This is a genomic window from Streptococcus sp. 1449 (assembly GCF_013276805.1).
GTDB classification, from domain to species: domain Bacteria; phylum Bacillota; class Bacilli; order Lactobacillales; family Streptococcaceae; genus Streptococcus; species Streptococcus pseudopneumoniae.
Genome location: NZ_VMLS01000015.1, coordinates 20,598 through 39,176 on the forward strand (window position 1 = coordinate 20,598; position 18,579 = coordinate 39,176).

Consider the following 18,579-nt stretch of genomic DNA (forward strand, 5'->3'; position numbering starts at 1 on the left):
ACTCAGCAGATTTTTATATGTGAAAGAAATTTCAAATTTTTTCTAAAAATATCTTGACAGATTAAGTTTTTAGGAGTAGAATGTTTACTAGTTAATTAAACAGTTAAGGAGTTGTTCATGAAGAAACAAAATTTATTTTTAGTCTTGTTAAGTGTCTTTCTTTTATTGCTAGGAGCCTGTAGTCAAAAGGAAAGTCAGACAGGAAAGGGGATGAAAATTGTGACCAGTTTTTATCCTATCTATGCTATGGTTAAGGAAGTATCTGGTGACTTGAATGATGTTCGGATGATTCAGTCAAGTAGTGGGATTCACTCCTTTGAACCTTCGGCAAATGATATCGCAGCCATCTATGATGCAGATGTCTTTGTTTACCATTCACATACGCTCGAATCTTGGGCAGGAAGTTTAGATCCCAATCTAAAAAAATCCAAAGTGAAGGTTTTAGAGGCTTCAGAGGGAATGACTTTAGACCGCGTCCCAGGGCTAGAAGATGTAGAAGCAGGGGATGGAGTTGATGAAAAAACGCTCTATGACCCTCACACTTGGCTAGATCCTGAAAAAGCTGGCGAAGAAGCTCAGATTATCGCTGATAAGCTTTCGGAGGCGGATAGTGAGCATAAAGAAACTTACCAAAAAAATGCGCAAGCCTTTATCAAAAAAGCTCAAGAATTGACTAAGAAATTCCAGCCTAAATTTGAAAAAGCGACTCAGAAAACATTTGTAACACAACATACAGCCTTTTCTTATTTAGCTAAGCGATTTGGACTCAATCAACTTGGTATTGCAGGTATCTCTCCGGAACAAGAACCAAGTCCAAGACAACTAACAGAAATTCAGGAATTTGTTAAAACCTATAAGGTTAAAACGATTTTTACAGAAAGTAACGCTTCTTCAAAAGTAGCTGAAACTCTTGTCAAATCAACAGGTGTAGGTCTTAAAACTCTGAATCCTTTAGAGGCAGACCCACAAAATGACAAGACCTATTTAGAAAATCTTGAAGAAAATATAAGTGTTCTAGCAGAAGAATTAAAGTGAGGAAAAAATGAAAATCAATAAAAAATATCTAGCAGGTTCAGTGGCAGTTCTTGCCCTAAGTGTTTGTTCCTATGAACTTGGTCGTTACCAAGCTGGTCAGGCTAAGAAAGAGTCTAATCGAGTTGCTTATATAGATGGTAATCAGGCTGGTCAAAAGGCAGAGAACTTAACACCAGATGAAGTCAGTAAGAGAGAGGGAATCAATGCTGAACAAATTGTTATCAAGATTACGGATCAAGGTTATGTGACTTCTCATGGAGACCATTATCATTACTATAATGGCAAGGTTCCTTATGATGCCATCATCAGTGAAGAGCTCCTCATGAAAGATTCGAATTATCAGTTGAAGGATTCAGACATTGTCAATGAAATCAAGGGTGGTTATGTCATTAAGGTAAACGGTAAATACTATGTTTACCTTAAAGATGCGGCCCATGCGGATAATATTCGGACAAAAGAAGAGATTAAACGTCAGAAGCAGGAACATAGTAGTAATCACGGTGGCGGTTCAAACAATCAGGCGGTAGTTGCAGCCAGAGCCCAAGGACGTTATACAACGGATGATGGTTATATCTTTAATGCCTCTGATATCATTGAAGATACAGGCGATGCCTATATTGTTCCTCATGGCAATCACTTCCACTATATTCCTAAGAGTGATTTGTCTGCCAGTGAATTAGCTGCTGCCCAAGCCTTCTTATCTGGAAAAGGCGGTCAATTAAGTACGGTTGAATATCGTTCTAGCAGGGGAGAAACAAGATCTAGTGTGAGAACGAGTCCATCTGAAACTCCTCAAAATCTTACAACAACTCCTGAGAGTCAAAATGAGGATTTAGCTAGTCTCCTTCAAGAATTGTACGCTTTGCCACTTAGCCAACGTCATGTGGAGTCTGATGGATTAGTATTTGACCCAGCACAGATTACAAAACGTACTGCAAATGGTGTGGCAGTACCTCACGGAGATCATTTCCATTTCATTCCTTATTCGCAAATGTCTGCCTTGGAAGAAAAATTGGCTCGAAATCTACCAATTGGAGGTCAGCCAGTTCAAAAGCATTCTGATAATACGAAACCAAGCAGTCCTGCGAAACCAAGTTCAGCCATTAAAGCAAACTTTAATCTCAATACGCAGGCACCGAATAGAGCAACTGGAGGAGCCTATACAACGGATGATGGGTATGTCTTTAGTCCAACAGATGTGATTGAAGATACAGGTGACGCTTTTGTTGTACCGCATGGAAATCATTTTCACTATATTCCTAAGAGTGATTTGTCTGCAGGAGAATTGGCTGCAGCCCAAGCCTATTGGAATGGGAAGCAGGGGTCTCGTCCTTCTTCAAGTTCTAGTCATAATGCAAATCCAGCTCAACCAAGCTTGTCAGAGAACCACAATTTGACTGTCACTCCAACTTATCATCAAAATCAAGGGGAAGACATTCCAAGCCTTTTACGTGAATTGTATGCTAAACCCTTATCAGAACGCCATGTAGAATCGGATGGACTAGTATTTGACCCGGCACAAATAACAAATCGTACAGCTAATGGTGTTGCTGTACCGCACGGAGACCATTATCACTTTATCCCTTATTCACAAATGTCACCTTTGGAAGAAAAATTGGCTCGTATGATAGCTATTAAGGGACAAAATGGTGCAGTCTTGCCGGGAATGAATTATTTGAAACCAGCACCAAAACCGCAAGCTCAACCATCAACTGAGAAAAAACAAACTGATTTTACAGTAGAACAGGTTGTTAGAAAAGTTGGGGAAGGATATGTTGTGGAAATTGCTGGTGTCAGTCACTATGTTTTTGCTAAAGACTTGGCTAAGGATAAGATTGATGCTATTGAAAATCTCTTGTCTAAGAAAACTCAAGAGACACATGCTCTAGTTGCTAAAAAAGAAAATGTCGCTTCTCGTGACCAAGAATTTTATGATAAAGCCTACAATCTGTTAACCCAGGCTCATAAAGCCTTGTCTGAAAATAAAGGTCGCGTTTCTGATTTCCAAACTTTAGACAAATTAGCAGAGCGCTTGAATGATGAATCTTCTAATAAAGTAAAATTGGTAGATGATTTATTGGCATTCCTAGCACCAATTACCCATCCAGAGCGACTTGGCAAACCAAATGCTCAAATTGCCTATACAGACGATGAAATTAAATTAGCGAAATTAGCAGGTAAATATACAACAGAGGATGGCTATATCTTTGATGAGCATGATATTGAAAGTGATGAAGGAAATGCCTACGTCACTCCACACTTGAACCATAGCCACTGGATTAAAAAAGACAGCTTATCTGAAGCTGAAAGAGCAGCAGCTCAGGCTTATGCTAAAGAAAAAGGCTTACAAGCTCCAAATTCTACTGAAGCAACAGAAGCAAAACCAGAGGCAACAGGGACAGAAGCTATCTATAACCGCGTAAAAGCTGAGAAAAAGGTACCATTAGAAAAAATACCGAATCATTTACAGTATACTGTAGCTGTACAAAATGGTCACTTTATAATTCCTCACTTTGATCACTATCATAACCTTAAGTTTGCATGGTTTGATGAAGGACTTTACTCAGCTCCTGAAGGCTATACCTTAGAAGATTTATTTGCGACAGTGAAATACTACGTTGAACATCCTGACCAACGTCCTCATTCAGATAATGGTTGGGGTAATGCTAGCGACCATGTTCGTAAAAATAAGGCAGACCAAAACGGTAAACCTGATGAAGATAAGGAACATGATGAAGTAAGTGAGCCAACTCATTCTGAATCTGATGAAAAAGAGAATCACGCTGGTTTAAATCCTTCAGCAGATAATCTTTATAGACCAAGCACTGATGCGGAAGAGACAGAGGAAGAAGCTGAAGATACTACAGATGAGGATGAAGTTCCACAAGTAGAGCGTTCTGTTATTGACGTTAAGATAGCAGAGGCGGAGACCTTGCTAGAAAAAGTAACAGATTCTCGTACTCGCCAAAATGCTATGGAGACATTGTCTGGTCTAAACAGCAGTCTTCTTTTCGGAACGAAAGACAGTAACACTATTTCAGCAGAATTAGATAGGCTCTTGGCTTTGTTAAAAGAGAGTCAACCGACTCCTATATAGTAGTAAAAAGAATGAAGCATATTTTATGGAGAAGTAACCTTTCGTGTTGCTTCTCTTTTTTAGAAGAAAGTAACAGAAACTTGACAGAAGTATAATAGATTGAATCTAGAATAGTACACCTTGACTTCTAAAATATTGTTAGAAATTGATTTGACTGTCCTGATTAATTTGTCCTATTCTTATTTCATTTCTCTATAATTTTAAATAGTAAACTATTTACTGGTTAATTAAATGGTTAAATAAGCGGTTTAGAAAAATTGTTTAACCGAGAAAAAAGAAGTTAAGAAAAAGTTTCATCATTTATTGAAATGAGGGATTTATGAAATTCAGTAAAAAATATATAGCAGCTGGATCAGCTGTTATCGTATCCTTGAGTCTATGTGCCTATGGACAAAACCAGCATCGTTCGCAGGAAAATAAGGACAATAATCGTGTCTCTTATGTGGATGGCAGTCAGTCAAGTCAGAAAAGTGAAAACTTGACACCAGATCAGGTTAGCCAGAAAGAAGGAATTCAGGCTGAGCAAATTGTCATCAAAATTACAGATCAGGGCTATGTAACGTCACACGGTGACCACTATCATTACTATAATGGGAAAGTTCCTTATGATGCCCTCTTTAGTGAAGAACTCTTGATGAAGGATCCAAACTATCAACTTAAAGACGCTGATATTGTTAATGAGGTCAAGGGTGGCTATATCATCAAGGTCGATGGAAAATATTATGTCTACCTGAAAGATGCAGCTCATGCTGATAATGTTCGAACCAAAGATGAAATCAATCGTCAAAAACAAGAACATGTCAAAGATAATGAGAAGGTCAGCTCAGATGTCGCTGTAGCAAGGTCTCAGGGACGTTATACGACAGATGATGATTATGTCTTTAATCCAGCTGATATTATCGAAGATACGGGTGATGCTTATATCGTTCCTCACGGAGGTCACTATCACTACATTCCAAAAAGTGATTTGTCTGCTAGTGAATTAGCAGCAGCAAAAGCTCATTTAGCTGGCAAAAATACGCAACCAAGTCAGCTAAGCTATTCTTCAACAGCTAGTGATAATACTAATCAAGCTATAGAGAAAGAATCAACTAGCAAGCCAGAAAGCAAAGCTGAAAATCTCCAAAGTCTATTGAAAGAACTCTACGATTCACCTAGTGACCAACGTTACAGTGAATCAGACGGTCTGGTTTTTGACCCTGCTAAGATTATCAGTCGTACGCCAAATGGAGTTGCGATTCCGCATGGCGACCATTATCACTTTATTCCTTACAGCAAACTCTCTCCTTTAGAAGAAAAGATTGCTAGAATGGTGCCTATAGGCGGAACTGGTTCTACGGTCTCTACAAATGAAAAACCTCATGAAGCAGCGTCTAGTCTAGGAAGTCTTTCAAGTAGTCCATCTACTTTGAATCATGCCTCATTACTTACAAATAAGCCTATCTCTTCAACATCTGATGGTTATATCTTTAATCCTAAAGATATTGTCGAGGAAACAGCAACAGCTTATATTGTAAGACATGGTGATCATTTCCATTACATTCCAAAATCGACCGTAATTGGGCAACCGACTCTTCCAAACAATGGTCTAGTAGCACCTTCGCCGTCTCTTGCAGCCAATCCTAGTGTTTCACATGAGGAACATGAAGAAGGTGGACACGGCTTTGATGCCAATCGTATTATTGCTGAAGATGAATCAGGTTTTGTCATGAGTTACGGAGACCACAATCACTACATCAAGGTGCAAACTAAGGGATATGAAGTAGCCTTGAAAAACAAGATTCCAGCCCTGAAATCCAACTATCAGCCTGGGGCCTTTGATGAGAAAACAGTTTTAGCAAAAGTAGATCAACTTCTTGCTGAAAGTCGAAACGTCTATAAAGAGGATCCAATCAAACAAAGACAGATTGAGTTAGCCTTAGGACAGTTTACTGAAAGTTTGAAAAAAATAAAAGTTAGTTGATTGATTACTTCTCTAAATTTTGGGCACACTAAAAAGAGGTCTTGACACCTAAACTTTAAAATTAAAGCATATTGAATCCGTGCTGCTGTGCGAAGCGAATAGCGTCTTGGACGAACATTGTCTTATCTGGATTTCTTATTTCTGTAAGGCCTTGTAATCTTGGATTATAACTCTCCTGTTTTAGGAGTACATGGTAGATAGCAACCAATAATCTGCGACAGATAGCAAGGAAGAAGTAGAAAGTCTTTTGAACAAGGCAAATCAACTCTTGGAGCAAATCCAAGAAGAAGGAATCAGACAATCCTTGGCAGAAGAAGTAGAAAATCTCAAAGCTGCTACAAACAAGGCTGATGCAGACTTGGATGAAGTAAACAGCCAGGTAAAAGATGTATTGACTCGTATCGCTAGTGCCCTTCAACAAGAAAAGGAAAATGCAGAGCAAGATCCTCAGACACTTGTACTCTATCAAAAACTCTACGATATTCTCATATCGCTTCACTCTTATTTAGAAAGTAATAATGGATCTGATGCGGACTTTGATAAAGTGGATGCATTACTAGATCAACTTTCTGCTAAGAGTAAAGACAAAGCAGCTTTACTTGAATTGACAAAAGCTATTCTAGTTTTGAATCACCAAATCCAGTCAAAAGCTAGCGCAAGTGAAGAAACAAGTCCAGCAAGAAATGCTGAAGCAAATGGTGATAAGACAAGTACCGAAACAGAAACATCAACAGCTACGGAATCTAACAGTGAAACTGCTAGCGACGAAAACAAACCGAGCAACGCAAGAGATTCTAAACCTGCTGAATCAACTTCAGAAAATGAAACAGCATAATCTGCAACAAGTACTGGAAACTAAGAAAAACCAGCAGAATAAACAGAAAGGCGAAGTAGCTGAGCTACCTCGTCTTTTTAGCCTTTATAAGCTACGATACCAATGATGGTATCAACTGCACGTTCCATAGTCTGAAGGCTAACGTATTCGAAACGACCGTGCATATTCTCGCCACCAGCAAAGATATTAGGGGTTGGGATTCCCATAAAGGAAATCTTAGAGCCGTCTGTCCCTCCACGGATTGGTTCGATAATAGGAGTGATACCCAGATCTTCCATAACGGCTTTAGCAATGGTAATTGGAGTCATATCTTTTTCAATGACTTCTTTCATATTATAGTACTGATCTGTCAAATTGAGGGTGATACGGTCGCTCCCAAGTTCTTGATTCATCTTATCAGCGATAGACTGCATAGCTGCTTTACGCGCTTCAAAGGCATCTTTTTCAAAATCACGAATAATGTAGCTAGAACTCGCCTCCTCGACACTACCAGTCACATCCATAAGATGGTAGAACCCTTGGTAACCATCCGTTAACTCAGGTCGGTCATTTTCTGGAAGTTGATTATGAAAATCAATTGCTAGCTGAAGGGCGTTGACCATTTGCCCTTTGGCAGTACCAGGGTGGACATTACGGCCTTGGAAATGCAATTCAGCCCCAGCTGCTGAGAAGGTCTCGTACTGAAGCTCACCTAGTGGGCCACCATCAACAGTGTAGGCAAAATCCACATCAAAATCTTCTGCATCAAATTTATTGGCACCAACACCGATTTCCTCATCTGGGCCAAAACCAACACGAATCTCACAGTGCTTGATTTCAGGGTGAGCAGTCAGATATTCAATGGCAGTCATAATTTCAGCAATTCCTGACTTGTCATCAGCCCCTAGCAAGGTTGTTCCATCGGTTGTGATGAGCGTTTGTCCTGGATATTTCTCAAGACTCTTGAAGTCAGCTGGATCGAGTTTGAAACCAGAATTCCCTAGTTCAATCACACCACCATCGTAGTTTTCAATTACCTGTGGATTGACTCCTTCGGCATTAAAGTCAGCAGTATCCATGTGAGATATAAAGCCAATTTTACGTGTTAAAGACGGATCGTTGGCTGGCAAGGTTCCAATAGCAAAACCATTTGGAAGGTAGTAGACGTTTTGAAGTCCAACACGTTTCATTTCAGGGATAAGAACATTGGTTGCGAAGTCAACCTGACTCTGTGTACTTGGAGTAGTAGTAGAGTGTTCATCAGAGCGCGTGTTGACCTTAACGTAGGTCAAGAAGCGGTCCAAGAGATTTGGATAAGTCATAAAAAACTCCTTTTGAATTCATTTTTTCCATTGTATCATAGAAAGAAGAGAAAAACAAAAGACAGAAGTTAGGGCAATCTGCTATGTTAGCGTTTACTTATCAGTGGATTCATGATAAAATAAACTTGATAAAAATATCACAAGGAAGCGATTATGAAAAAAGCAATTTTAATGATGACCTTTGGTTCACCAGAAGAGATTACCTTTGAAGGTGTGGCTGATTTTTTCACAAATATTCGTCGTGGAGTGAGACCTCAAGACCATGAAATTCAAACACTCTATGATAATTATGTACGAATTGGGGGCACACCTCTGCAAAGAATTACCCGTCAAGAGGTTGCCTTGGTAGAAGCTAGGCTGGGGAATGAATACAGTGTCTACTTTGCTAATAAGTTTTCCAGTCCCTTTATTCCAGATGTGATCGGTCAAATGGAAGCAGACGGAATTGAACAGTGTATTTGTTTGATTTTGGAGCCTCATTATTCTTTCTACTCTGTCATGGGCTATGAAAAATTTTTAGAAAGCAAACAAATTCAATTTTTGGTCATTAAGGACTGGTATCAGGAAGAAGAGCTCTTAAACTATTGGGCAGATGAAATTGCTAAGATTTTAAAAGAAGAAGTAAAGCAGGATAGCTTTAAAGTCATCTTTTCAGCCCACAGTGTGCCCATTTTTGCCTTGGATTTTGGTGACCCATATATTGACCAAATTTTCGAAAATAGCAAGTTAGTCGCTGAAAAACTAGGCTTGAGTTCTGAACAATATACCAATACTTGGCAGAGTGAGAGTGATATTGGGATTCCATGGATTAAGCCAGATGTTTTGGAGTATCTCAGAGAACAGACAGAACATCCAGACCATTATATTTTTGTTCCTATCAGCTTCATTAGCGAGCATATTGAGGTCTTGTTTGATAATGATGTGGAATGTTATGACTTGTGTCAAGAATTGGGTGTGAACTACCATCGTCCACCAATGCCAAATACGGATTCTCGTTTAATTGATGCCTTGCTCAATACAGTCAGAGCCAATGAACATCAAGAGTTTAAGGAATTTCTCCTGGAAGAAGAAACCTTTGATGAATTAGTTCCTTCAGACGAGACGAAAAACATTTTGGCTGAATCTCAAGATTTACAAATGCCAGAATTTGTGAAAAAACTGATTGAGAAAAAAGGGCGGGAGAATGTTAAGATGCCTTATTTGATCAAAAAAATGCTTGAGAAAGCAGGCAAGTTACCCAAAGAGTAAAGAAAAAAGGATTTAGCTTTCTTTGCGCTAGATCCTTTTAAACGATTATTTTTTCTCAAGAAGAGCTTTGATTTCTTGAAGGACTTCCAATTCGGTTGGTTTTTTTTCGTCAGTTTTTTCTTCCTTTATGCCAGTCAGTTTCTGTGCTTTTTCAATACCCTTGATAATAAAGAAGAGGGCGGTACCCACAAAGATAAAATTGATAATAGCACTTAAAAAGTTACCATAGCCGACTCCATGCCAAGAAAGTTGAGCGATACGTTCGACTTTAGCAGCTTTCAAAGCGGGATTTAAAATAAGAGGAGTGATAATGTCGTTTACAAGTGAAGTAACGATAGCACCAAAAGAAGAGGCAATGACAACACCGACAGCAAGGTCAATCACATTTCCTCGAAGCAAGAATGATTTTAGATTTTTTAACATACTGTTTTCCTTTCAACGTTTCGTGTTTCATTGTATCCTAAATCATTATAGAAGGCAATTAAAAGGCTCATAAATGGAGCATTATTTTCTAAAAATATAGACCTTGCTCAAGATATAATTGATGATAATAATGAGTATTTGTGCAATTATTGTTTCAATAGCATTTATCTTATCAATGTTTTCATTTACGAATTGACCTATGATGTGAGGAAATTGGGTTACAAAGAGAAAAGTTAAAAACAAGTCTAACAGAAAAGTAGAAAGGCGAGCAAGAGAAAATTTCAATAAACGGATAAGTCGATTCTTCCTTGCTTGCTTAAATACAATCGTATCATTTGTGATAAAGGCAAATAGGATACCAATAATATTTGCTAGGGCAGTAGCAAGGAGTTCCTGATGACTTAGTTGATAAATGACTAGTCGTGAGAGAATCGAAACTAGAGTTGTTGCAAGGCCAAAAAAGAGATAGGCTAAGATTTCATTGTTAAAAAATTTTTGAATAGGTTTTTTCATGCTTTAAGTATAGCATAAAGCAGGCTATTGTGCTATACTAGTAAGGTTGAATAAAGCAACCCTTGGTGCTTAGCTTCTTTCACCAAGCATATTACACGCGGGCAACCGCCAAAGGAGAAAAGATGAAAAAATTAACTATTCGTGATGTTGCAGATATTGCAATCGTCGCTGCTATCTACGTCGTTTTGACTGTCACACCGCCTCTAAATGCCATCAGCTATGGTGCTTATCAGTTTCGTATTTCAGAAATGATGAACTTTATGGCTTTTTACAATCCTAAGTACATCATCGGAGTTACCATCGGTTGTATGATTGCTAATTTCTTTAGCTTCGGACTGCTAGATGTCTTTGTTGGTGGTGGTTCAACCTTAGTATTCCTCAGTTTAGGTGTTTGGCTTTTTGCAAAATATAGCAAGGATTACCTCTTTAACGGATTGATTCGAAAAGATCATTTCTTCTTTTCAATCCTCTTTTCAATTTCCATGTTTACTATCGCTGCAGAGTTAAATATTGTAGCAGAATTACCATTCTTCCTTACTTGGTTTACAACAGGAATCGGTGAATTTGCTTCATTGATTATTGGAGCGATTATTATTGGTAAAATTGGTCGTCGAATTGATTTAAGTAAATAGAAGAAGATAAGCTAGGTAGTTCTTACCTGGCTTTTTCCTATGGAAAATTTCTAAGGAAACTTGACAAGTTTTTCTGAATATAGTATACTTCTTAAGTAAGCTGATTTAGCTCAGTTGGCAGAGCGCATCCATGGTAAGGATGAGGTCGCCGGTTCAATCCCGGCAATTAGCATGATATGTATAGGGAAACTCTTGAATACGAGAGTTTTTTGTTATACTCGATCGAAAAAATTTCTTATTGACAAAATCAAGTATCTCTAGTAATATAGAATATGCGATGAGTCGATAGGTAGTCTTCGGACTACTATTGAGCATAAGGAGGTCATAACGCAGGAGCGGACCTTGATGAGTTGTGTGAACCTGCTTATCACATGAAGATGCCTCTTAGTCCTTGGTCTAGCGACTGGGGATTTTTATTTTTCAAAAAATGATAAAAAAGCTTTGCAATTCATGGAAAAAGTAGTATAATACTTCTATTATAGAAATTTTTAGAAAATTCCGAAAGAGGTTATTTATGGGATATACAGTTGCTGTAGTCGGCGCGACAGGTGCTGTCGGTGCTCAGATGATAAAAATGTTGGAAGAATCAACACTTCCAATCGATAAAATTCGTTTACTTGCTTCTGCACGTTCAGCAGGCAAGACTTTGAAATTTAAAGACCAAGATATTACGATTGAAGAAACGACTGAGACAGCTTTTGAGGGAGTTGATATTGCTCTCTTTTCAGCAGGTGGTTCGACATCAGCTAAGTATGCACCATACGCAGTTAAAGCTGGAGCGGTAGTAGTAGATAATACATCTTACTTCCGTCAAAATCCAGACGTTCCTTTGGTTGTTCCAGAGGTCAATGCTCACGCACTTGATGCCCACAATGGGATCATTGCCTGCCCTAACTGTTCAACAATTCAAATGATGGTGGCTCTTGAGCCAGTTCGCCAAAAATGGGGCTTGGACCGTATCATTGTTTCAACCTACCAAGCAGTTTCAGGTGCTGGTATGGGAGCAATTCTTGAGACACAACGTGAACTTCGTGAAGTCTTGAATGATGGTGTAAACCCACGTGATTTGCATGCGGAAATCTTGCCTTCAGGTGGTGATAAGAAACATTATCCTATCGCTTTTAATGCTCTTCCACAAATCGATGTCTTCACTGACAATGATTACACTTACGAAGAGATGAAGATGACCAAGGAAACTAAGAAAATCATGGAAGATGATAGCATTGCAGTATCTGCAACATGTGTTCGTATTCCAGTCTTGTCAGCTCACTCTGAGTCAGTTTATATCGAAACAAAAGAAGTGGCTCCAATCGAAGAAGTAAAAGCAGCTATCGCAGCCTTCCCAGGCGCTGTTCTTGAAGATGATGTAGCTCATCAAATCTATCCTCAAGCTATCAATGCAGTTGGTTCACGTGATACCTTTGTTGGTCGTATCCGTAAAGACTTGGATGCTGAAAAAGGAATTCACATGTGGATTGTTTCAGACAACCTTCTCAAAGGTGCTGCTTGGAACTCAGTTCAGATTGCTGAAACTCTCCACGAACGTGGATTGGTTCGTCCAACTGCCGAATTGAAATTTGAATTAAAATAGTCATATCGTTTAGGAGTTCAGATGAACTCCTTCTTTGAAATAGAGAGGTGTTTTCATGTCTTATCAAGATTTAAAAGAGTGTAAAATCATCACAGCCTTTATTACTCCCTTCCACGAGGATGGTTCCATCAACTTTGATGCTATTCCAGCCTTGATTGAGCATTTATTGGCCCATCATACGGATGGAATTCTTCTCGCAGGGACCACTGCTGAGAGTCCAACCTTGACCCACGATGAGGAGTTGGAACTCTTTGCGGCTGTACAAAAGATTGTCAATGGACGCGTTCCTTTGATTGCGGGTGTAGGTACTAATGATACGCGTGACTCTATTGAGTTTGTCAAAGAAGTAGCGGAATTTGGCGGTTTTGCTGCTGGACTTGCTATTGTTCCTTACTACAATAAACCTTCTCAAGAAGGGATGTATCAGCACTTTAAGGCTATTGCAGATGCTTCTGACCTACCAATTATTATCTATAACATTCCAGGGCGTGTAGTTGTCGAATTGACTCCAGAAACCATGCTTCGCTTAGCTGACCATCCAAATATTATTGGTGTCAAAGAATGTACCAGCTTGGCCAATATGGCTTACTTGATTGAGCACAAGCCAGAAGAGTTCTTGATTTATACAGGTGAGGATGGAGATGCTTTCCATGCCATGAACCTTGGTGCGGATGGGGTTATTTCTGTTGCCTCTCATACAAATGGGGATGAAATGCACGAGATGTTTACTGCCATTGCAGAAAGCGATATGAAGAAAGCTGCAGCTATTCAACGTAAATTCATTCCTAAGGTCAATGCCCTCTTCTCTTATCCAAGTCCTGCTCCTGTTAAGGCAGTTCTGAACTATATGGGATTTGAAGCTGGTCCAACTCGTCTACCTCTTGTTCCAGCACCAGAAGAAGATGCCAAACGCATTATCAAGGTTGTTGTAGATGGTGACTACGAAGCGACTAAGGCAACTGTAACAGGGGTTTTAAGACCAGATTACTAATAAGACAATAAAATCCATGACCGCAAGAAGGATCATGGATTTTTCTTATTTTCCTAAACAGAATTGGCTAAAGAGTTGGGTGATGAGTTCATCAGGAGCCGCATCTCCAGTGATTTCTCCGAGGATTTCCCAAGTACGAGTCAAATCAACTTGAAGCAAGTCAACTGGCATACCTAGTTCAAGACCTTGGTTAACAGCTTGTAGGCTTTCAACTGCTTTTTCAATCAGGGAAATGTGACGAGCATTTGATAGGTAGGTTGCGTCTTGCTCAACCAAACCAGCATTTTCAAAGAAGAGGTTGTTAATTCTCTCTTCAATCTTATTGATATTTTGATTTTTAAGGACTGAAATGCGAATGACATCTTCTGGAAGTTCAGAGGTTTCAATAACTTCTGGCAGGTCAGTTTTGTTAAGAAGAATAATGCGATTAGTCTCCTGACTGATTTCTAGGAGTTGGCGGTCTTGGGCGGTTAGTGGTTCACTGGCATTTAGCACCAGTAGAACCAAGTCGGCTTCCTTGAGGGCTTTTTTCGAACGCTCAACTCCAATTTGTTCCACGATGTCATCCGTTTCACGGATACCGGCTGTATCAATCAATTTGAGAGGGACACCGTTGATGTTGACGTATTCTTCAATGACATCTCGAGTAGTACCAGCAATATCTGTAACGATAGCCTTGTCCTCACGCAAGAGGTTGTTGAGAAGGCTAGATTTCCCAACGTTTGGGCGTCCGATGATGGCAGTGGAAATTCCTTCACGAAGGATTTTACCGCGACGAGCTGTTCTAAGAAGATTGGTTAGCAATTGCTCAAACTCCATAGTCTTCTCACGGACAACAGCAGTAGTGGCTTCCTCAACATCGTCATACTCAGGATAGTCAATATTAACCTCGACTTGGGCAAGTGTATTGAGGATTTCTTGACGGGTATTATTGATAAGATCAGAAAGGGAACCATCAAGTTGTTTGACCGCAATGTTCATGGCCTTGTCTGTTTTAGCACGGATGATGTCCATAACGGCTTCAGCCTGAGTCAAGTCAACACGTCCATTTAGGAAGGCACGTTTAGTAAATTCACCAGGTTCAGCCAATCGAGCTCCCTCACGGATAGCTAGTTGGAGAATCTCATTGGTTACCGCAATTCCACCGTGGGTGTTAATCTCGATAATATCCTCACGAGTGAAGGTCTTTGGAGACTTCATAGCTCCAACCATAACCTCGTCCATGACTTTTCCTGTCTGAGGGTCAACGATGTGACCGTAGTTGAGAGTGTGGCTGGCAACCTTGTTCAAGTCTTTTCCTTTAAAAATCTTTTGCGCAATAGCAAAACTGTCTGTTCCGCTCAGGCGGACAATACCAATAGCCCCTTCACCTAGTGGAGTAGAGATAGCAGCGATGGTATCAAATTCACGTGTAATCATAATGTTTCCTTTAATAAATAGCTCTTTTATTGGAAATTTTTCCAAGTCTCTTTTCAAATTGTAACAAATTTGAACTATTTCTTCAATGAATGCTACTTGGAGATTGAAAAAGCCTAAGCAATTCTGCTTAAGCTAGCTTATTTGGTGCGCATTTCTCCTTGTGGGAAATAAGTTCCTTCTGGCATGTCGTTGATGATGACATGGACAGAAGATTGAGGTGCTCCAGTGTTACGGACAACCGCTTCCGTTACTTCCTTAGCAAGAGCCTTCTTTTGCTCGAGCGTGCGTCCTTCAAATAAATCGATGCGTACAAATGGCATAATGGCTTCCTCCACTAGTTTTGATTTCTTCTATTTTACCACATTTTGCCGTTTAAAGCTTAAGAAAATTATGATATACTAGAATGTAGCAAAAATTTAGAAATGGACGTGAAGCAAGAAACATGGCACAGTTGTATTATCGTTATGGGACCATGAACTCTGGAAAGACAATCGAGATTCTCAAGGTGGCCTATAACTACGAGGAGCAGGGAAAAAGTGTTGTGATTATGACCTCGGCTCTGGATACTCGTGACGGTGTTGGCTATGTGTCGAGTCGTATTGGCATGAAACGCTCTGCCATTGCAATTGAGGAGTCAACAGATATTTTTGGATTTATCCGAGATTTACCTGAGAAACCATACTGTGTTTTGGTCGATGAAGCCCAGTTTCTCAAACGTCATCATGTTTATGACCTAGCTCGTGTTGTAGACGAGTTAGACATACCCGTTATGGCATTTGGTTTGAAAAATGACTTTCGCAATGAATTGTTCGAAGGTTCCAAGTATCTCTTGCTTTTAGCAGACAAGATCGACGAAATCAAGACTATTTGCCAGTATTGCAAGAAAAAGGCAACCATGGTGTTGCGTACGCAAGATGGACTGCCCGTTTACGATGGTGAGCAGATTCAGATTGGTGGCAATGAAACCTATATCTCGGTTTGCCGTAAACATTATTTTGCGCCTGAAATCAATAAGGAGAATGAAGAAAAATGAACATCTATGATCAACTACAAGCTGTAGAAGACCGTTATGAAGAATTAGGAGAGTTGCTCAGTGACCCAGATGTGGTTTCGGACACCAAGCGTTTCATGGAACTTTCAAAAGAAGAAGCTTCCACTCGTGACACCGTAACAGCCTACCGTGAGTATAAACAAGTCCTTCAAAACATCGTTGACGCTGAAGAGATGATTAAGGAATCAAGCGGAGATGCGGACTTGGAAGAAATGGCCAAGCAAGAGCTCAAAGATGCCAAGGCTGAAAAAGAAGAATACGAAGAAAAACTGAAAATCTTGCTCCTTCCTAAAGATCCAAACGATGACAAGAATATTATCCTTGAAATCCGTGGCGCTGCTGGTGGAGACGAAGCAGCACTTTTCGCTGGAGACCTCCTAATCATGTACCAAAAGTATGCGGAAGCCCAAGGTTGGCGCTTTGAAGTCATGGAGGCTTCTATGAATGGTGTCGGTGGTTTCAAAGAAGTGGTTGCCATGGTTTCGGGTCAATCTGTTTACTCTAAACTCAAGTACGAATCAGGTGCCCACCGTGTGCAACGTGTTCCTGTGACAGAAAGCCAAGGCCGTGTTCATACCTCGACAGCAACAGTACTTGTCATGCCAGAAGTTGAAGAAGTTGAATACGACATTGATCCAAAAGACCTTCGTGTCGACATCTACCACGCCTCTGGTGCTGGTGGACAGAACGTCAATAAGGTTGCGACTGCTGTTCGTATCGTTCACTTGCCAACCAATATTAAGGTTGAGATGCAGGAAGAACGTACCCAGCAGAAGAACCGTGAGAAGGCTATGAAAATCATCCGTGCGCGTGTTGCTGACCACTTTGCTCAGATTGCTCAGGATGAACAAGACGCTGAGCGTAAGTCAACAATCGGTACTGGTGACCGTTCAGAACGAATTCGTACTTATAACTTCCCACAAAACCGTGTCACAGACCACCGTATCGGCTTGACTCTCCAAAAACTAGATACGATTTTGTCTGGTAAATTGGATGAGGTTGTGGATGCCTTGGTGCTCTATGACCAAACACAAAAATTAGAAGAATTAAACAAATAATGAAATTAGCTCAATTATTTTCAGATTTTGAAGAAGAGTTGATAAGACAAGGAGAGGAAGCTGAAAGCCTCTCTTTTGTCTATCGTAGCCTGAAAAATCTCTCTTTTACTGACTTTGTCTTTGCTCTTCAGCAGGAAGTGACGGAAGAGGAAGAAGTATTTGTAAAAGAAATTTTCCAACAGTTAGTAGCTCATAAACCAGCCCAGTACATCATCGGTCATGCAGACTTCTTTGGTATGCAGTTAACAGTTGATGAGCGGGTTTTGATCCCTCGTCCAGAGACAGAGGAGTTAGTGGAGCTTATCCTATCTGAAAATCCTGAGGAAAATCTTTCAGTTTTGGATATTGGAACAGGTAGTGGAGCTATTGCTCTCGCTCTAGCAAAAAACAGACCAGATTGGTCAGTGACAGCAGCAGATATTTCCCAAGATGCTTTAGATTTAGCTAACGAAAATGCTAAAAATCAAAATCTTCAAATATTTTTAAAAAAATCTGACTGTTTTACAGAAATTTCTGAAAAATATGATATAATTGTTTCCAATCCACCCTATATCTCTCGTGAAGATGAGTCAGAGGTAGGCTTGAATGTTTTGCATGCGGAGCCTCATCTAGCTCTCTTTGCAGACGAGGATGGCCTAGCTATTTACCGTAGAATTGCGGAAGATGCAAAAGACTATCTCAAAGATGGTGGTAAGATTTACCTTGAAATTGGATACAAGCAAGGTCAAAGTGTTCCTGAACTTTTTAGGAAATACCTTCCTGAAAAAAGAGTTCGAACGCTCAAGGACCAGTTTGGTCAAGATAGGATGGTTGTGGTTGATGATGGACAGGATTAGACAAGAGTTGGAAAATGGTAGAGCTGTCGTTCTACCTACAGAGACTGTTTATGGTCTTTTTGCTAAGGCATTAGATGAAAAAGCAGTTGACCATGTTTACCAACTCAAACGTCGTCCTAGAGATAAGGCACTCAATCTCAATATCGCCTTTCTCGAGGACATCTTGCACTTTTCAAAGAATCAGCCAACTTATCTTCAAAAACTTGTCGAGACCTTTTTACCAGGTCCCTTGACCATTATCCTTGAAGCCAATGACCGAGTTCCCTATTGGGTCAATTCTGGACTCGCGACTGTTGGATTTCGAATGCCCAGCCACCCCATTACGCTTGATTTGATTCGAGAGACGGGGCCCTTGATTGGACCGTCTGCCAATATTTCAGGTCAGGCGAGTGGAGTAACCTTTGAACAAATTCTAGAGGATTTTGACCAAGAGGTTCTGGGTTTGGAAGACGATGCTTTTCTAACTGGACAGGATTCAACTATTTTGGATTTGTCGGGTGACAAGGTGAAAATCTTACGCCAAGGGGCCATTAAGCGAGAAGATATTCTTGCTCAGTTGCCAGAGATTTCTTTTGAGGAGGCATGA

15 protein-coding genes, 1 tRNA gene, 3 pseudogenes and 1 riboswitch are annotated in these 18,579 nt (G+C 40.0%); of the genes and pseudogenes, 13 read left to right on the top strand and 6 right to left on the bottom strand.

Annotated elements, in window-relative coordinates; genetic code table 11:
* Window positions 1–117 precede the first annotated feature (117 nt).
* From adcAII to HT687_RS04515, 3 genes and pseudogenes are all read left to right on the top strand, one after another.
* Window positions 118–1,035: a zinc-binding lipoprotein AdcAII gene (gene adcAII / locus HT687_RS04505; protein WP_000744536.1), complete on the top strand. Its 918-nt coding sequence runs from the start codon at window positions 118–120 to the stop codon at window positions 1,033–1,035.
* A gap of 7 nt (window positions 1,036–1,042) precedes the next feature.
* Window positions 1,043–4,132, top strand: coding sequence for a pneumococcal-type histidine triad protein (locus tag HT687_RS04510; RefSeq protein WP_000700358.1), 3,090 nt, complete (start codon window positions 1,043–1,045; stop codon window positions 4,130–4,132).
* A gap of 319 nt (window positions 4,133–4,451) precedes the next feature.
* Window positions 4,452–5,867 (top strand): annotated as a pseudogene (locus HT687_RS04515) (pneumococcal-type histidine triad protein); the annotation flags it as partial.
* A gap of 289 nt (window positions 5,868–6,156) precedes the next feature.
* On the opposite strand, the pseudogene HT687_RS12190 reads toward HT687_RS04515, so the two are convergent.
* Window positions 6,157–6,321: pseudogene (locus HT687_RS12190) on the bottom strand (IS110 family transposase); the annotation flags it as partial.
* Between HT687_RS12190 and HT687_RS04525 the strand changes: the two are divergent.
* Window positions 6,319–6,930, top strand: a pseudogene (locus tag HT687_RS04525) (HIT family hydrolase); the annotation flags it as partial. The pseudogenes HT687_RS12190 and HT687_RS04525 sit on opposite strands and share 3 nt — an antisense overlap.
* Window positions 6,931–7,007: 77 nt before the next feature.
* Here the strand turns inward: HT687_RS04525 and pepT are convergent.
* Complete coding sequence (gene pepT, locus HT687_RS04530) at window positions 7,008–8,231, bottom strand: peptidase T (RefSeq protein ID WP_023935952.1); 1,224 nt, start codon at window positions 8,229–8,231, stop codon at window positions 7,008–7,010.
* A gap of 153 nt (window positions 8,232–8,384) precedes the next feature.
* Between pepT and hemH the strand changes: the two genes are divergently transcribed.
* Complete coding sequence (gene hemH / locus HT687_RS04535) at window positions 8,385–9,479, top strand: ferrochelatase (protein ID WP_054388323.1); 1,095 nt, start codon at window positions 8,385–8,387, stop codon at window positions 9,477–9,479.
* Window positions 9,480–9,524: 45 nt separating this feature from the next.
* Here hemH and mscL read toward each other — a convergent pair whose 3' ends face one another.
* Window positions 9,525–9,902, bottom strand: coding sequence for a large conductance mechanosensitive channel protein MscL (gene mscL / locus HT687_RS04540; RefSeq protein WP_023932701.1), 378 nt, complete (start codon window positions 9,900–9,902; stop codon window positions 9,525–9,527).
* An 81-nt stretch (window positions 9,903–9,983) separates the two neighbouring features.
* Complete coding sequence (locus HT687_RS04545; RefSeq protein WP_054392864.1) at window positions 9,984–10,415, bottom strand: GtrA family protein; 432 nt, start codon at window positions 10,413–10,415, stop codon at window positions 9,984–9,986.
* Between the two features lie 28 nt (window positions 10,416–10,443).
* Window positions 10,444–10,540: riboswitch (PreQ1 riboswitch) on the top strand.
* Between HT687_RS04545 and HT687_RS04550 the strand changes: the two genes are divergently transcribed.
* The 4 genes from HT687_RS04550 (at window position 10,538) to dapA (ending at window position 13,629) form a co-directional block, all read left to right on the top strand.
* Complete coding sequence (locus HT687_RS04550) at window positions 10,538–11,047, top strand: QueT transporter family protein (RefSeq protein WP_000737071.1); 510 nt, start codon at window positions 10,538–10,540, stop codon at window positions 11,045–11,047. It overlaps the preceding riboswitch by 3 nt.
* Before the next feature lie 99 nt (window positions 11,048–11,146).
* Window positions 11,147–11,219 (top strand) — tRNA-Thr (locus HT687_RS04555).
* Between the two features lie 342 nt (window positions 11,220–11,561).
* On the top strand, window positions 11,562–12,638 hold the full coding sequence (locus tag HT687_RS04560; RefSeq protein ID WP_054392865.1) for an aspartate-semialdehyde dehydrogenase: 1,077 nt from the start codon (window positions 11,562–11,564) through the stop codon (window positions 12,636–12,638).
* Window positions 12,639–12,693: 55 nt separating this feature from the next.
* The gene (gene dapA / locus HT687_RS04565) at window positions 12,694–13,629 is read left to right on the top strand and encodes a 4-hydroxy-tetrahydrodipicolinate synthase (RefSeq protein WP_000121606.1); all 936 of its coding nucleotides are present in this window, start codon (window positions 12,694–12,696) and stop codon (window positions 13,627–13,629) included.
* Between the two features lie 45 nt (window positions 13,630–13,674).
* Here the strand turns inward: dapA and mnmE are convergent, their stop codons facing one another.
* Window positions 13,675–15,048 (bottom strand): tRNA uridine-5-carboxymethylaminomethyl(34) synthesis GTPase MnmE, encoded by a 1,374-nt coding sequence (gene mnmE / locus HT687_RS04570; RefSeq protein WP_023935943.1) that lies wholly within the window; start codon window positions 15,046–15,048, stop codon window positions 13,675–13,677.
* Window positions 15,049–15,185: 137 nt separating this feature from the next.
* Window positions 15,186–15,368, bottom strand: coding sequence for a 4-oxalocrotonate tautomerase (locus HT687_RS04575; RefSeq protein WP_023935941.1), 183 nt, complete (start codon window positions 15,366–15,368; stop codon window positions 15,186–15,188).
* A gap of 122 nt (window positions 15,369–15,490) precedes the next feature.
* Here HT687_RS04575 and HT687_RS04580 point away from each other — a divergent pair, with 122 nt between their 5' ends.
* From HT687_RS04580 to HT687_RS04595, 4 genes are read left to right on the top strand one after another with little or no spacing between them, the layout of a single operon-like run.
* A complete protein-coding gene (locus HT687_RS04580; protein WP_000068157.1) occupies window positions 15,491–16,081 on the top strand; it encodes a thymidine kinase in 591 nt (196 codons plus the stop codon).
* The gene (gene prfA / locus HT687_RS04585) at window positions 16,078–17,157 is read left to right on the top strand and encodes a peptide chain release factor 1 (protein ID WP_001028818.1); all 1,080 of its coding nucleotides are present in this window, start codon (window positions 16,078–16,080) and stop codon (window positions 17,155–17,157) included. The genes HT687_RS04580 and prfA overlap by 4 nt, the downstream gene beginning before the upstream one ends.
* The gene (gene prmC, locus HT687_RS04590; RefSeq protein WP_023935937.1) at window positions 17,157–17,993 is read left to right on the top strand and encodes a peptide chain release factor N(5)-glutamine methyltransferase; all 837 of its coding nucleotides are present in this window, start codon (window positions 17,157–17,159) and stop codon (window positions 17,991–17,993) included. The genes prfA and prmC overlap by 1 nt, the downstream gene beginning before the upstream one ends.
* Complete coding sequence (locus HT687_RS04595) at window positions 17,977–18,579, top strand: L-threonylcarbamoyladenylate synthase (protein WP_023935935.1); 603 nt, start codon at window positions 17,977–17,979, stop codon at window positions 18,577–18,579. The genes prmC and HT687_RS04595 overlap by 17 nt, the downstream gene beginning before the upstream one ends.